At 58.4% G+C, this 15463-nt stretch carries 10 protein-coding genes; 8 read left to right on the top strand and 2 right to left on the bottom strand.

Going from position 1 to position 15463, the window contains the following annotated elements:
* Window positions 1-131: 131 nt before the first annotated feature.
* Together ACFFWD_RS27810 and ACFFWD_RS27815 are read left to right on the top strand one after the other, a co-directional pair.
* Window positions 132-1100, top strand: coding sequence for a glycosyltransferase (locus tag ACFFWD_RS27810; RefSeq protein ID WP_376970671.1), 969 nt, complete (start codon window positions 132-134; stop codon window positions 1098-1100).
* Window positions 1101-1906: 806 nt separating this feature from the next.
* Window positions 1907-2950 (top strand): polysaccharide deacetylase family protein, encoded by a 1044-nt coding sequence (locus ACFFWD_RS27815; RefSeq protein ID WP_376970673.1) that lies wholly within the window; start codon window positions 1907-1909, stop codon window positions 2948-2950.
* A 123-nt stretch (window positions 2951-3073) separates the two neighbouring features.
* Here the strand turns inward: ACFFWD_RS27815 and ACFFWD_RS27820 are convergent, their stop codons facing one another.
* Both ACFFWD_RS27820 and asnB read right to left on the bottom strand, forming a co-directional pair.
* The gene (locus ACFFWD_RS27820) at window positions 3074-5215 is read right to left on the bottom strand and encodes a beta propeller repeat protein (protein ID WP_376970675.1); all 2142 of its coding nucleotides are present in this window, start codon (window positions 5213-5215) and stop codon (window positions 3074-3076) included.
* A 7-nt stretch (window positions 5216-5222) separates the two neighbouring features.
* The gene (asnB, locus tag ACFFWD_RS27825; protein WP_376970677.1) at window positions 5223-7190 is read right to left on the bottom strand and encodes an asparagine synthase (glutamine-hydrolyzing); all 1968 of its coding nucleotides are present in this window, start codon (window positions 7188-7190) and stop codon (window positions 5223-5225) included.
* A 365-nt stretch (window positions 7191-7555) separates the two neighbouring features.
* On the opposite strand from asnB, the gene ACFFWD_RS27830 reads away from it, so the two are divergent.
* From ACFFWD_RS27830 to ACFFWD_RS27855, 6 genes are all read left to right on the top strand, one after another.
* On the top strand, window positions 7556-9310 hold the full coding sequence (locus ACFFWD_RS27830; protein ID WP_376970679.1) for a polysaccharide deacetylase family protein: 1755 nt from the start codon (window positions 7556-7558) through the stop codon (window positions 9308-9310).
* 218 nt (window positions 9311-9528) lie between these two features.
* Window positions 9529-10986: an O-antigen ligase family protein gene (locus tag ACFFWD_RS27835; RefSeq protein WP_376970681.1), complete on the top strand. Its 1458-nt coding sequence runs from the start codon at window positions 9529-9531 to the stop codon at window positions 10984-10986.
* Complete coding sequence (locus tag ACFFWD_RS27840) at window positions 10983-12107, top strand: glycosyltransferase family 4 protein (protein ID WP_376970683.1); 1125 nt, start codon at window positions 10983-10985, stop codon at window positions 12105-12107. Before ACFFWD_RS27835 ends, ACFFWD_RS27840 begins: the two co-directional genes overlap by 4 nt.
* Window positions 12108-12279: 172 nt before the next feature.
* Window positions 12280-13722, top strand: a complete 1443-nt coding sequence (locus ACFFWD_RS27845; RefSeq protein ID WP_376970685.1) for a lipopolysaccharide biosynthesis protein — start codon at window positions 12280-12282, stop codon at window positions 13720-13722.
* Between the two features lie 177 nt (window positions 13723-13899).
* Complete coding sequence (locus ACFFWD_RS27850; protein WP_376970687.1) at window positions 13900-14217, top strand: transposase; 318 nt, start codon at window positions 13900-13902, stop codon at window positions 14215-14217.
* Between the two features lie 342 nt (window positions 14218-14559).
* The coding region (locus tag ACFFWD_RS27855; RefSeq protein ID WP_376970689.1) for a hypothetical protein at window positions 14560-15463 on the top strand (904 nt) is incomplete at its 3' end.

The following is a 15463-nucleotide window of genomic DNA, read 5'->3' on the forward strand; positions in this document are numbered from 1 at the left end:
ATGATTCATCGGGTTTAACGGCCCGATTTCTCGAGATCGCAGCATAACTGCAATGGTGGAAAGGTTCATCGAGGTTTATAGCGAATTATCAGGCGGTCGCCATTCCCGGAGGCCGCAAGGAGCAAGCTGCGATGATGGTTCTGCATGTTACGGGCGCATACCCTACTGAACAGAATCCGTCTGACGGCGTTTTCATCTGCACTCAAGTGGAGTCGCTGGCGAAGCTTGGGATTGATGTTGATGTTTGCCTGCTCAGTGGCACTGGCATTGGCAGATATATCAAGGGCATTGCTGAAGTACGGAAGGCTGTGCGTTCGAGGGAGTACGATATCGTTCATGCGCATTATATGTACTCAGGCTGGACTGCCAGATTCGCTACTATCCTGCCACTCGTTGTGTCTTTTATGGGCAACGACGTATATGGAGATTGCAACGAGTGGGGAGAATATCGATTCTCTAATCGAGTGTTGCACGGACTATTCTCCCGTTTATTGTCGTACGCGACGGCTCACAATATTGCGAAGAGTGCGGATCTTGCAAAATATCTTCGCGTCAAGACAACGTCCATTATTTCCAATGGGGTTGATCTTGATATCTTCTATCCCAGAACGGTCGCTAAGCGCGAAGTGGGTCTAAAGGAAGACGAGCAGCACGTTCTATTTGCAGGCAGGCCCTCAATGGGGGGTTATAAGAGATACCCGCTCGCCGAAGCCGCTTTTGAGTTGGTGCGAAAATCAAATCCATCCGCCCAATTGGTCACACTTGACAAGAGACCTCAACGAGAAGTGGCACGGTTCCTGAACGCCGTCGATTGTTTGCTCCTTACGTCCGCTCATGAGGGGTCTCCGAACATTGTCAAAGAAGCTCTTGCCTGCAATCTACCGATTGTTTCCGTCGATGTTGGCGACGTGGCCGAGCGAATTAAGGAGCTCGAAGGATGTTACATCGTACCTGACGAGCCGACCCTTATCGCGGAAGCTGTAGCGAAGGTACTGGTCCGTGGAAAGCGTCTTTCCGACGGTTATGCCGCGCTCGATGAACTTTCGCTCGCAAAGGTCGCAAGGCGAATACAATCGGTGTACGGTCGGGTTCTTTCGTGAAGCTGCGGGAGGGGAGAGGTTGGCGCGTGGCGCGCGGATGACGATCGTTGTCCCTTGATTCTTGCCAAATGGGGAACTTGTGGGACGGGCGTTCTCGACTGCGCGCGGTCGATCGGTTCCAATCTGTCAGGGCGCAGATCAGCGGCCATCGACATCCGAGATGCTAACTTTAGGGTTATCCCTCAATAGTGCGCTCCACGGGGCTGGCGAGAAAGGGCGGTTATAGTAGTAAATTCGAAGAGCGCGACCTAGGGAGGGGAGCATGTCTCGTTCGAATGTACTGCGTTCCAAAATTGTCCCTCCTCGACACTCCGAACCAAACCGAGGACGCGGAAGTTCAGACCGCGAAAGACAGCCCGTTGCAAACAGGGCATAGGCGACCGCTATCCCGACCTTCACCATAGCCACGCCGCACATGGCCACCAGAACCCAGCCCACGTCGCCGGATGCGACGGCCGCACCTGACAATGCCGCCGCCCTGAGTATCGCATGGCCGACCGTTGTGGAGAACCTGGAGGTGGAGCCATGAAAGATCGTTCTGGAAACAAGCTCGGTCGTTTGAGTGCAGCGATGATGGCTGCCTCTCTCGGGACCGATGTCCGTGCCGGTAACAACGCCGAGCCCATGATTGGATTCAAAGCGCCAGCTATTGACTTGGTGCGAATTGGATTTGTGGGCGTCGGGGGTATGGGTTTGTACCCATGTCGTATGACTATTTGGATTGGAGAGATCTTCGTCCAACCTGGACAGCCACAGTGAATGGTATTCGCTATTTATTGCGGGACAAGTCAGGGGATTAGCGGCCTGTGTCTGTGTATTATAAAATGTTGGCTGTAGCTGCTGGCATTTTGTTTTACAGTGGATTGGTGCGGCTAGGACGCTGGTGGATGCGGCGACAAGGACGGCGACTCATCATTGTGAATTACCATGCAGTTACCGGCGGTAAACTGCGAGAACATCTGCTCTACCTTCGACGTCACTATCGGCTCCTCCATCTTGAGGATGCTCTCGAAGAACTGTTTACGCCGTCAAAACGTCCAGTAGAGGATCGGCGCACACTGCTTGTTATAACGCTAGATGATGGGTGCTATGACAACTATACGCATGCTTTTGCGCTAGCTTGTGAACTCCAAATTCCTCTAACCCTCTTCCTTATTCCCGGCTACATTGAAACAGGTGAGCGCTTCTGGTGGCATGAACCGAATTACCTCATTAAGCATGCCCAAGTCCAAGAAGTTGTTATTGAGGGCCAAACCTATCACCTGAACATACCAGAAGAACGAACTTCATTGGTGCAATCGATAGATACTCGCTTACGTTTTGCCTCATCGGTTGACGAGCGCGAAATGTATTTGAGAGAAGTGCGCCAACTCCTTGTGGTGCCTTATGCGTTGGAATTAGAAGAAAGGAGCAGTTTGTCCATCTCTTGGAAAGAGGTCGAGATCATGAAGAGGTCCGAATGGATTTCATTTGGTGGTCACACAATGCATCACCCTGTTCTGGCCTACCTAACGGATCCAAACGAGATAGACTATGAGGTGAGCGAGTCCCGTATACAGTTGGGGCAGCACTTGGAGTCCCCAATACGCAGTTTTGCCTATCCAGTTGGAATGCTTGCTGACATAGGGAGGCAAGCGGTACTTAGTGTACAAAAGGCTGGCTATACGTGGGCAGTGACGACAGTAAATGGCATTAACACACCCCAGACCAACCAATATCTATTGCATCGTTTGAGCGTTGATGTGAACCATCATTGGTTGACCGTAGCTGCGAAGGTCTCTGGTGTCGGAAAAAGGGTTTCCAATGTGGCGAAGATCCTTACGAGTTTGTTCCCCAGCGCCAAGAACTGACTCCCGCTCAACGGCCTGGGTGCTTTTTCACGAACGACTAATAATGCTGGTACTTCGGTACTTCACAGGTCAGCAGTTACCTGACGTGACACGTCTTAGCTCGCGAGCGGACTTGGGACTGCCTCACGGTACGCCGTAGAAGACGCCCCGTCCGTCGGTCCCGATGTACACGCGGCCCCAGACCTGCCGGTCGCCCGCCATGGACCCCGCTCCGTTCACGAGATCGCTCATCTGGTGCTGGGTGTCGTTGACGAGAATCCAACTGGTGCCCATGTCGTCGGACCGAAATATCCCCTTCGTGTCTTCTACCGTGCCGTAGAGAAAGACCGTCGGGACTTTCGACCCGTTGGGCGGCGCTCCGAAACTGAACATGAAAGCGTAATGGACGTTGGCAACCTTGGCGAAGGTCTTGCCTGCGTTCGACGACCGATAAAGGCCCGAGGCACCGTTGCTCATCCAAACCTCCCCGTTCATTCCTGGTGCGGCCTCCACGACCTGCTGTTTCCAGCCCAAGGATGGAATCGTTGAGACGCTCTCGAATGTCGCCGCGCCATCGATTGAGCGGTAGAAATGCCCGCTGTTGTAGTCGTAGAGGTAGAACTTGCTTCCATCTACGCGGTCCGCCGCCAGCGGCTTGTTCTTGCTCCAGTAGTTCGCCCCTTCGATGGCGCCCGATGGCGCTCCAATTGACTTCGTCCACGAGGCGCCCAGGTCGGTCGAGTAGTAGGGAGCGCTTCCTTTCGGCAGCCACACGATCCGCCGCGAGGTGGCCGAAACCGACACCCTACCGTCGACGGTTCCGTTGGGGTTGGATGGAAAGGCGGTGAACGTCTGCGCGTTGTCAATTGAGTACCCACCAGCGGGAGAGGTGAGTCCGGGATGACCCACGCGCACGACGAAGTTTGGATCCGCCTCCTCGAAATCGATTCCGGTGGAGTTGCCGAAAGGCGTATATCCGAATTCGTTAGGCGGAGGGGCGTTTAGAGAGGCGTTTCGAAACCCTATGTGGTCGGCCACACCTGAGAGAAGGGGAGCGCCCGAGGGCGGGGACTTCACGTCGAATACGACCATTTCCTCCAACCCGCTCACGTAGCTCGTCCAGATCTGGAGCCGCGCGGTTATGTCGTCTGTGCGCCACACCCCACCGGTGTCCGTGAACCAGACCCGCTTCGGATCGGCGGGGTCGATTACCATCGCCGACGGCCGATCGGCAAACTCGCTGTTGGGCAGCCACGGAACCGAAGACGTGGCGCTCACGTTCCAAAAGGTCCAACTGGTGCCGCCATTCGTGGAGCGGTACCAGCCGTAGCGGGCCTCCATCGTCACCACGACGTTTGGATTTGTAGGGTCAACGCTGATGGCCGAAAAGTTGCGCCTGCGCTGAGGCGGCGAAATGTTGGTCCAGGCGCCCCCGGAAAATTTCGCGACGCCGTCGTCGTGGGTCACGTAGAGGGTTCCATCAGAGGCGATGGCTTCACGGTGAGGGTCAACTGGGCTGTCGGCCATGACGGCCCACGAGCGCCCTGCGTCCATGCTTCGGTAGACTCCGTGGCCACGTACAGCGGCATAGATTGTTGAAGAAGGCGACCCCGCCCCGCCTGTCGTGCGATCGATGGCCACGAAGGTGATCCCGACTCCCGCCGTGCCTTTGGGAAAACTCTCGACCCGCTGCCAACTTGCTGCGGCGTTGGTGCTCTTCCACAAACCATCGTTGCGTGAACCAAAGTAGAGGACGTTGCCGTCGTTCGGATCTACAATCAGGCGCTCCCCGTTGAGCGCGCCGGGGAAATCGTTGCCGTTCATTACGACGTTCAGATTAGTGCGCTCCCATGTCTTGCCTTGATCCGTAGACTTAAGCACATCCCACGGTCCGCCGCGCCACCAATTGAACATCCCGGCAGCGAAGTAGACGTTGTTGGGATTCGATGGATCGATAGCGATGCTCTCTCCGCCGAATAGATTCTCGTGCGAGAATGGGAGCCAGTCGAGCAACGGAATCCACCGCTGGTTGGCAGAATCCCACCGGTAGCATCCACCGACATCGGTGCGGATGTAGAGCAAGTTGGGGGCGGATGGATGTGCGACGATCCCGGTGACGTAGCCACCGCCGCCCCACTTCACGTTTGTCCAGATGTATGGCTCGCTCTTGACAACACCCCTGCCGGTCACAAAGTCGACGTCCGAATAGCCCGTGAAAGCGGCGACGATGGCCGACGCGAACAAGCAAAAGCGAATGATGAAGTTCCGGTAATTGGACGTGCGCATGGGTTTCCTAGGGTGCTCGCTGGGGCGCTACGCGCTGCCACCCCCCGCTTGCCGAGCCATTTAAGGCGTCCTGCCTGTTAATACGCACGATGTTTACGTCGCATTCGCGGGCGATGCGGAGCCATTGCTCCAGCACGACGACACTAAATAATATCTTGTGGTGGTCGGCCCGGCCTGTCGCGTGGTCGCCTAGCATGGATTGCACCGCAGCCGGCGCCAGGAAGCGGTAGACCTGTGACTGCGGATCGGCGAGGTATTGCCGGATCCGTCCGTCGAGGGATTGGCGGAACCACCCATCGACCACATTCGCCGCAAATGCGCGCTTCTTGCGATCGATGATTTCCGACGACAACATCCGCTTGCTCACTTCGCGGTGAAGCCACTTGCGAACGCCTTGCCGCACCTTGAAGGACGCGCCCAATTGCTGGACGTGCTCGACCACTTCGCGATCGAGATAGGGTACGCGAAGCTCGAGGGCGTGCGCCATGGACAGCTTGTCGCCATACATGAGCAACTCGTCCGGCAGCGACGAGCGCAGCTCGAGTAACTGAAAGGCGTTCAGGTCGTCCAGGTTTTCGAAGGCCGGCCGGTATTCCTCCCAGCAGCGGGCCGTAACGGTGGCTTCGCCGTCAGCGATCAGCCCGGGGCGGAAAAGCCCCTGCATCGCGTTGTCCGAAACCAGGGAGAATACCTGCTGGAAACGACGAAGCCGGTCGGGCTCGTGCAGCGAGTAAAGGCCACGCTTGACCGTATCGTTCCGCGGGAGGGCGCGCACGAGTGCGGCACTGGGTGTCCGCAACCAGCCGGGCAGCGCGCGCCAGGCGGCGCCATAGCGCACGCCGAGGTGTCGGGCGTATCCGCCGAACAGCTCATCCGGTCCCTGGCCGATGAGCGCCACCTTCACGTTTTGACGGGCGCGCTGGCAGACGAAGTACATCGGCACGATCGAGGACGAGGCGACGGGTTCCTCGAGGACGTCCACGATGCGGGGCAGGACGTCTTCAAACGTTTCCCGGGTGAGGTGAACCGTGTTGTGCTTGGCCCCGTAGGTCCGGGCTGTTTTGGCGGCATCCTCGAGCTCATCATCGGCGAACGACGATCCATACCCGACGGTGAACGTGTGCCAGTCGCGGCCATAGAAGCTCATCAGCGCGAGCAGCAGGCCCGAATCCAGGCCGCCGCTGAGCAGCAGTCCGAGCGGAACGTCGCTGATGAGATGCCGCTTCATCGCCGCCTTATAGAGCTCGATCAATTTTTCCGCCGCCTCCTCCCGGCGGGGCTGCGGGGCAAATGGCACTGGGGCGAACTGGTAGTAGCGCGAGACGTGCACCTGGCCGTTTTCGACGACGAGTTTTTCACCCGCGGCGAGCTTCTGGATGCCCTTGAACATCGTGCGCGGGGCCGGCGTGTAGCGATAGCGCAGAAAAAGAGCGACGGCTTCAGGATCAACGCCTGGTGGCTCGCCGAGAGCAACGCGGACCGGCCGGATCTCCGAACCAAAAGCGAGCGATCCGTTGCGGATTGCGTAATAGACCGGCTTGATGCCCATCGGATCGCGCGCCAGCAGCAGCCGGCGCTTTTTCACGTCCCAGATGGCGAGGCCGAACATGCCGTTGAAGCGGTTCAGCACGGCGTCACCCCACTGCTTGTAGCCGTGCACGATCACCTCGGTGTCGCAGTTGGAACGAAACACGTGGCCGTGCCCCTGCAACTCCTGCCGGAGCCGCTGAAAGTTGTAGATCTCTCCGTTGAAGACCACCCACACCGTCTGGGCTTGGTCGGACATCGGTTGGTGGCCAGCGCGTGACAGATCGATGATCGCCAGTCGGCAGAAACCCAGGCCGAGATTCCCATCCAATTGCTGGCCGGCGTCGTCGGGGCCGCGGTGGATGATCGTGCCCATCATCGCTTCGATGGTGGAAGCGCTGACGGGCGCACCGCTGCCGAAGTTAAACTGCCCGCAGATGCCGCACATGATGGAGTCCGCTCGCGCTTGTAGACGGTCATGCGCGGCGCGCGCGCAAGCGGCCGCTGCTCATCGAGAGCCTACTACGCTAGCATGGATAGCACTGACGACGGTTAGCGATAGCGGTGCTGCAATTTATGAGCCCAAGCGCAACGCATTAGAACACGCGGACAAGAATCCAAAGAGGTAGACCAAAAGAGGCATCCCCAAATGCGTAGACAAAACATCCGACAGCGCCGACAAAATCCACGTCGTCGTTCTATAGCATTGGGCTGGCAGTTACCCTCTCAATCGCGCAACGCTTGAAGTTATGTCAAACCATGACATGAGCCTCACTCTTTGCTGGAGGTCACGCCGGAGGGAACACCGACGCCATGGATACGGCACCTTCGATCGCGCTGCTGCTCCGCAGCGGCACTCCATCGCCCGACGATTGCAATTTGGCGGAGATCCTTGATTTTTTCGGAATTCCATGGACTGCGCTGACAGTCAGCGAAGCGAAAGGGGGCAATGTAGCCTCGCTGACGGCAAGTCATCCGCAGTTCTCGATCCTAACTTCCGCGCCCTGTCTCGCCGAAACCCTGCAGTCCTGCAAGACCGGAACGTTTCCGGCTTGGTTGACGGCAGCCGCTTCTGTGTTCATCTATGGATTTCAAGCTGTGGATCCCTGCAGGGCTCTGCTACGCCAGATCACGGGAGACCCGGAGGCGGACATCCGCGGCATCGACGCGCGGCCAATAACCGTGTCCGTCACTGATACTTTTCCAGACATGTGCGGCCCAATGTCGGCCCTGCAGATCCAACTGGAGCCCGGCGCCGCGGATGCGGCACTTGTCATCCGGCACGGCGGCGAATTGCAGAGCATTGTCGCGGCGCCCGAGGGACATCTGTTCGCCGGATTTGCTTATTCGGGTGTGCGTTTTTTTGCTGATGCGTCACTGGCGATGGTGGACATTCGCGAACGGGCTGCGATCTATTTTGATGTGAAGAAGCGTTTCGCCGGTGCGGTGCCAGTCGTGATGTATCTGAAGTGGTCGTTCCGCGGCGTCTGCTGGACCACCTCTGAAACAAACGCGTGCCTGATCATCGACGATCCACCCCTGAGGCCACGGTACGGCTTTCTCGATTTTGGCGAACTACTGCAGTTGGCCAATAAGCAGACGTTCGCGACGACCATCGCCTTCATTCCATGGAACTGGCAACGAACAAATCGCGACACCGTTGCCGCTTTTCAGCAAAATAGCGGAAAACTGTCCGTCTGCGTGCACGGCTGCGATCACACCCGTGGTGAATTTGCAGCGCGTTCAGTCGACCTACTCGACAGAAAGCTGAAGACCGCCAAGTGTCGGATGCAATCCCTTCTCAACAAGACTGCGCTTGACCACGATAACGTGATGGTTTTTCCGCAAGGGGCATTCTCGCCCGAGGCAGTTTCGGCTCTCAAGCGAAATGGCTTCGTCGCGGCGGTGAACACGGAAGTCGCACCGGCCGATGACACGTCGAACGAAACGACACTTGCAGACCTGTGGAGTGTCGCCATCGCCCGCTATGGGGAATTCTCGATTTATACCCGGCGGTACATCGACCACGGCATTGAAAACTTCGCATTTGATGGAATCCTGGGCAAGCCGTGCTTCATTGCCGGGCATCACGACCTTTTCCGGGACCACGGCAGCGAATTGACGGAGTTCCTCCGACAGCTTGCATCGTTGCGGTGGAAACTCTGTTGGCGGACTCTCGGGGACGCCGTTTGCCGCAGCTACAGCATTCGACGCGACGGCGGAACAAGCATAGTAAAGATGGTTGCTGAACAACTCCGCATCGAAAACATGGAGGCGGTGACGCGACGGATCCGGGTCGTGAAGCAAGAACCACAGGTTGTCTCTTTGAAAGATGTTACAGTCAACCAAGACGTCGTCGCGTACGAATACATGGATGGATGTATTCGATTGATTGTCGATATCCCGCCCGGTAGGACGGCGGATATACGCTGCGTTTATCACGAACCGCCGGATGCGTTCCCGGATTCTGAATCGGTCTCATACCAACTTGGGGTGGCGGTTCGGCGATATCTGTCCGAACTTCGCGACAATTACGGGCACCGCGACCTGTTTCGTTGTCGCATGTAGCCGGGAGCAGATCGCTTTGTAGCGGACTCCGACGCCTGACCCGATACGTGATCGGAGAACTCAAAAGGATTACCTCCAATTCGCAGAGTTCGCGCAGTATCAGACGTCAAACGGCTCTGCATATGATCGTGAAGAATGAGACGGCGAATCTCGTGCACTATCACGTCGCGGACGATGACGGCACGCAAAAGGTCATTCGACAAACACGGTATCGATAGATGAACGGCTCCCGCTCGAATTCCAGCTCCCTCGCGCCGTTGCGAGCCGATACGTTATTCTTAATTCTCATCGGGATATTTGCTGCGATCGCGAGCGGATTGACGGCAATGGTCGGGGGAGCGATTCCCCTTGTACTTTGTTCGCTGCCGATTGCCGCGGCGGTGGTTCTCGCCAACTATCAGAACGGGGTCTGGCTGTTGGTGTTACTGTTGCCCTTCGCGGCAACCCAATTGGTTCCCCGTCAGGTATTCGGGGTCACGGGACTCAATTTGGAAAATTGCCTGCTCGTGCTCACGTTCTCGTCGTTATGCTCGGCTTCGCTCTTAAGCCGAGAGGCCGTTCGGTTCCCCCGTCTGCCGCTGGCACTACTGGTTTATGTCGCACTGATTGCACTTGCCGCTTACCGCGGCTCCGGTTCGGCAGAGCGCGCAATCACGCTACACGGCCAAGAGCCGTTAACAGTGAGGACATACCTGCTGGACAGTTTCGCTAAGCCGATGATTATCGTTATCGTGGCTTGGCTGGCGGCTGTGGTCTCGCGAAATGGAAATGGGCGGCCTCTGATCTGGGCGCTCGCAGTTGCCTACGCTGTCTTCTTCGTGCTCATCGTGGGTTACCTCGTCGTCAACGGCATCAGCCTGCACAGTCTCGCGTCGCCAAACGGCGATGTCATGAAACCGCGCGATTTTCTTGGTTGGACTGGAATGCACGCCAATGAGGTCGGCCTCATGGCGAACTTGGGGTTTGCGATCCTGCTTTGCACGGCGGCCGCCACCGCCCAACCGCTGCCGCGCCTGACGCTTTTTGCATGCGCCGTCGCCGCCGCCACGACGGCGGCGCTGACCTTTTCTCGAGGCGCTTTTTTCGGCCTTGCCGTCATCGTTGGCTATTATCTGTTCAGCCGGCGCCGCGCGGGCCAGCTTGTTCTTGCGCTGTTGATCGTCCTCGGAGTCGCCTTGATATTGCCCGACGCATTCCTCGAACGGGCGACGACGGGGTTCCGCACAGAGGATACTCATGCAATCACGGCCGGTCGCCTCGACACAATCTGGCTCCCACTATTGCCAACGTTCTGGGAAGCGCCCATCCTCGGGCATGGCCTCGGTTCGACCTTGTGGGCGACTCCCAATCTCCGCGGAGCCATGCTGCCGGTGGGACACCCCCACAGCGCCTATCTCGGCGTTCTTCTTGATCTGGGGATGGTGGGTGTCCCAGTCGTCGCAGCCTTCTTCTGGTCGGCATGGGCCATGTTCAGGCGCCTCGCGAAGAACCATGCAGATCCTCTATGGCGCGGGGTTTTCGAAGGGGGCGTCGTTTGCCTGATGTGCCTCGCCGTCCAGGGATTGACGGATGACCGATTTGTACCGACCTACCCGCAGGTGGCCCTTTGGTTGTGTTACGGGCTCGCCCTCGGCCAAGCCCAATCAACCTGTTCGACCAAAAGAACGCAGCCATGAAGGTGTGCTTCGTCGGTCTTGGAAACCTCCCGGTCCTTGCCCCCGAATACAATCACCATGGTATTGGCGGGGAGCAGGTCCAACAGACGCTGCTCGCGAAGGCACTCGCCACTCGTGGATACCAGGTTTCCATGGTCGTCGGGGATTACGGTCAATCCGACGCGGCCTCCTGGCACTGCGTCACGACCTACAAGGCGTATCGTGCGGATGCGGGTCTTCCGGTACTTCGTTTTGTTTATCCCCGTTGGACCGCAACGTGGGCGGCGTTGATGCGGGCCGATGCCGACGTCTACTATACGAGTTGTGCCGGGATGCTTGTCGGCTTGGTTGCGATGTTCTGCCGTCGGCATGGACGTGGTCTCGTCCACCGATTGGCATCCGACGTAGACGCCGATCCGGAGAAGTTGCTTATACAGTACACGCGGGACAAAAAACTTTACGAATACGGATTGAGGAGGGCTGATAGTGTCCTTTGCCAGCACGCCGGCCAGCAACGCGCGCTCTTGGAAAATTACGGATTGACGAGCGTGGTCGCTGACATGCTGGTGGATCCCCCGGATCGGCAGCTGGATCATGATCAGCGCGATCTGGAAATTCTTTGGGTCAGCAACCTGTATGACCTCAAGCGACCCGAGCTCGTCATCGAGTTGGCGCGTCGTATGCCTTCCCGGCATATACACATGGTTGGCGGTCCACAACCGGGTTTTTCCGATCTGTACAGCAAGATCGAGTCTGCCGCGAAGAGCTTGCCGAACCTGACGTTTTGCGGTCGCGTGCCTTATCACGACGTGGGTGACCTGTACGACCGCGCCAAAATTTTCGTCAATACCTCGGACACGGAGGGTTTTCCAAATTCCTTTCTTCAGTCCTGGCGTCGCGGCGTTCCGGTAGTATCATTTTTTGATCCTGATGGACTTATCGAGCGCGAAGGCCTGGGTGCCTCGCCCCAGTCCATCGATGAGATGGCTTGCGTTGCTGGCCATTTGATTGCCGATGAAACAGCATGGCGAAAGGCGTCCGAGCGATGCAGGAGCTATATGGACCGGATGCATGGCGATCACGTGGTGCTGAAGCCCTACCTCGCAGCAATCGAGGAAGCGGTTCACCGAAGGAAGAAATGACGCGCGTCGAGCGAACCGGTGTGGCGATTAGACTCCTGATCGACGGCGATGTATGCAAAAGGGATGGCATGCATGCGCGTCAGCGCGTCCTTGGCCTCGTTTCCTTATGCTCGATGCGCAGGAAGCACGAAAGCCTGCCGGACAAGGCCACACGGAGGGGGGCTCGCGCGGCATGACGTCAAGGATTCGCCGCAAGGCAAGTTCTCTGGCCGCTGCAGGGCTGCTCGAGTATGCTGTGCAAATGGCGCTGCCGGTCATCCTGGTCCGCCATCTGACCAAGCAGGAGTTTGGGGACTACCGGCTGATATGGTTGGTCGCCACGACAGGGGTGATCCTGTTTCCCCTTTTCTTGCCGCAGTCCCTGCTTTATTTCCTGCCGCGCGCTGCTCCCGGAACCCGACCGAAGCTGGTGGGGAATACGTTCGCAAGCCTGTTCGCGCTCGGGGGGCTCTCGGTCCTCTTGCTTCTGGTGCTGATGCCCGTCTTGCCCGGTTCGATCGCCGGCTTGCAGCGCCACTCGCCGCTCGTGCAGATTTTCGCCGGCACCTGGATATTGGCGTCGATTCTCGACGTGTTGCCGAATGCGGATGGAAGAGCGGAGTGGCAGGCCTGCGCAACGGTCGGCCTTGCGATACTCAGGGCGGCGGCATTGTCAGGTGCAGCCGTCGCGTCCGGCGACGTGGGCTGGGTCCTGATGGCCATGTGCGGCGTGGCTATGGTGAAGGTCGGGACAGCGGTCGCCTATGCCCTGTTTGCCGCGCAGGAAACGGGACTCGGATTCGACGGGCAGCTGGCGCGCATGCAATTGAATTATTCGTTGCCCTTTGCTGTCGCCCAAGGGCTTTTCGCTTTGCGCGGGCAGGCCGACCAGTGGGTCGTGGCGGCGAACTTTTCGAACACGGCCTTTGCACTCATCTCGATTGCCTCGATGGTTACGGTCGTCGGAATGTTGACCCGCCGGCCTCTGAATGACGCTCTTCAGCCCTCTATCAATTCCTTGGTGGGCGAGGGCAAGCTTGATGACGCCCGCGCGCTGATACAGAAAGCATACCTCCTGGTGGGACTTATGCTCCCCCCAGTTCTCGGGTTGCTGATCTCGACCGCGGAGGAACTCGTGGAACTCATATATACGCGCGCCTATCTGGGCGCGGTGCCGCTCATGCGGATTTATCTTTTGGGAGATATGGCAACCGTCTTCGCGGCGGGGCATCTGCTTCTTGCATTTGGATTCGGCCGGCAGGCTGCAATAGTCGGCGCAATATCTCTTCTGCTATCGATTGCTTTGAGCATTCTTGCTCTCCAGTTTTTCGGACTTGCCGGCGCGGTAGCAGGAAGCATCACAAGCCTTGTTCTTTGGGAGTGCTGGGCCTTGAACAAGGTCGCCAAAGCACTAGGAACCAGCATAGCTCAAATGATACGGCTCGATCAGACTTGGAAGGTCATCCTTGTGGTCGCAGTCGGTGTGTTCGTCGTCCACATCTTCTGCTCCGGGCTGGACACATCCGTCCTTCTGCGCCTCTTCGTGAAGTCTTCGGTCTTTGTGATGGTCGTGCTGCTTGGTTTTGTGCTCACGAACATGCATCGGTCCTCTCTCCTTCGTGAATGGCTGAAGTGACGTCGGATGGCCGAACCTGCTGGGCGTCGAGATTCAGTGCTGACTGTTTCGCTTTCGGTGCATCGCTGTTCTTTCCGGTCATTGGACGAACAAGCGTAACCGTGTAGGTGCTTCCACGTATCGGATGATGTTCGATTGTCAGAGAATCTCCTGGTGATTTGTTTGCCAGGATCTCATATGAGCGAACGAACTTCTGACACCAAGAATTTCGAAGTTATCACGGCCACACCCGAGCGGCTTGCGGTCAATCCGGGGGGCGAAGCTATCGCACTTGGTCGCGGGAGGCGAAGGAACGGATCGTCAAGGAAACGTTTTTGCGGGGGCGAGAACGTGTCGGTTATCGCGCGGCCTCACGGGCTCGATCCAGCGCAGTTGTTTGCGTGGCGACGCAAGGCGCTTGCCTCTGGACTGGTCGCACCGGTTTCTGGGGCGCGAGGCCAAGCGGTCAAGTTCGTGCGGTTTGATGCGGTGACGAGCACGTTGTGGAAATCGTGATCGGCGACGTTGTGGTCCGTGCCGGCAGCGGTGTGGAGCCTGAGCGGCTTGCTGCCGTAATCCGGAGTGAATCGAAGGGTTCAAACCGGTATGTCAATAGCACTGCGGGGGTATTGCAGGGACGCGACGAGTGATTCTGCGCGCAGTTCCAGGCGTGTCGAGCGGTTGCGCCAGCTCCGGTTCATTCACGTACGAAATGCCGTTGTTCGGCTGTCTGTCCGTCTCATTAGGACCAAAGTTCGAACAAACTGACGGGTGAAACGCACGGAGAGCGGCAAACCGCTCAAGAGAGCGCCTCGGTACGTTACCAGGCTCGTGATGCGCCACAACGAAAGGGTAGGCATGTCGTACAATTTGTCATCCACTCCGTTTTCGTCGGACTCGGCTTGGAATCAGCAGGTCCCGACTGGAGCAACATATACGCGGCTCAACTGGCCCACCTCGACCGGATGGAACTACGACGCGACCTGGGCCCAAGGCTCGCCGCCAGTCTACGTCGCCTCGTCGTCGGACCCGGTCGTGCAGGTGTCTGTTCCCGCTAGTTGGGGATGGCCCGGCGGAACCGTCAGTGTCCATGTTCCGGCCGGGGCGACCGGCGGGGCCGGCGACGGCTCGCCGAATCCCGACGCCCCGATCATCGTCATCGACGGCGACATCGCCTACAATTTCTGGCGATTCAACCGCACGAGCGACACGACCGCGACCGCCGAGGCGTATGGCGAGGCGAACGTGGCCACGGGTACCGGTTGGGGCACCTCCTCGCAGGGCGCAGGCATCGTTGGCGCCGGCGCGAGCGAGCTCGGCGGGCTCCTGGTCAAGGCGCAGACGGACACGGGCACGATCAATCATGCCCTGCAGCTAGCCATCGAGTCCTCGCTCTTGAAGCCAGGCTACGTCGCCCCCGCCGTTGCCGGCGACGGCAGCAACCCCAACGGCAGCGTGCAGGAAGGCCAGCTTCTGGCCATTCCGCCCGGAACGCCGATGCCCTCCGGCCTTTCGCCGCTCGGCCAAGAGGTGTTCCGCGCCCTCCAGCAATACGGTGCCTACGTCACCGACAATGGAAACACCCAGACCGCCCTTCGCGCCCAGGCGAACGCCTATGATGCGGCGACGATGAACGCCCTCCGTCTGGACTTGAATTCGTTCCTTCCATTGCTCGAGGCGGTGAGCGGGGGCTCGCCCACGACCACCACCCCGCCAAACGTCGCGCCGACAGTGACGCAGGCCTCCGCCTCGCCGGGGACGG

It is taken from the genome of Bradyrhizobium erythrophlei, assembly GCF_042430365.1.
GTDB lineage: Bacteria > Pseudomonadota > Alphaproteobacteria > Rhizobiales > Xanthobacteraceae > Bradyrhizobium > Bradyrhizobium erythrophlei.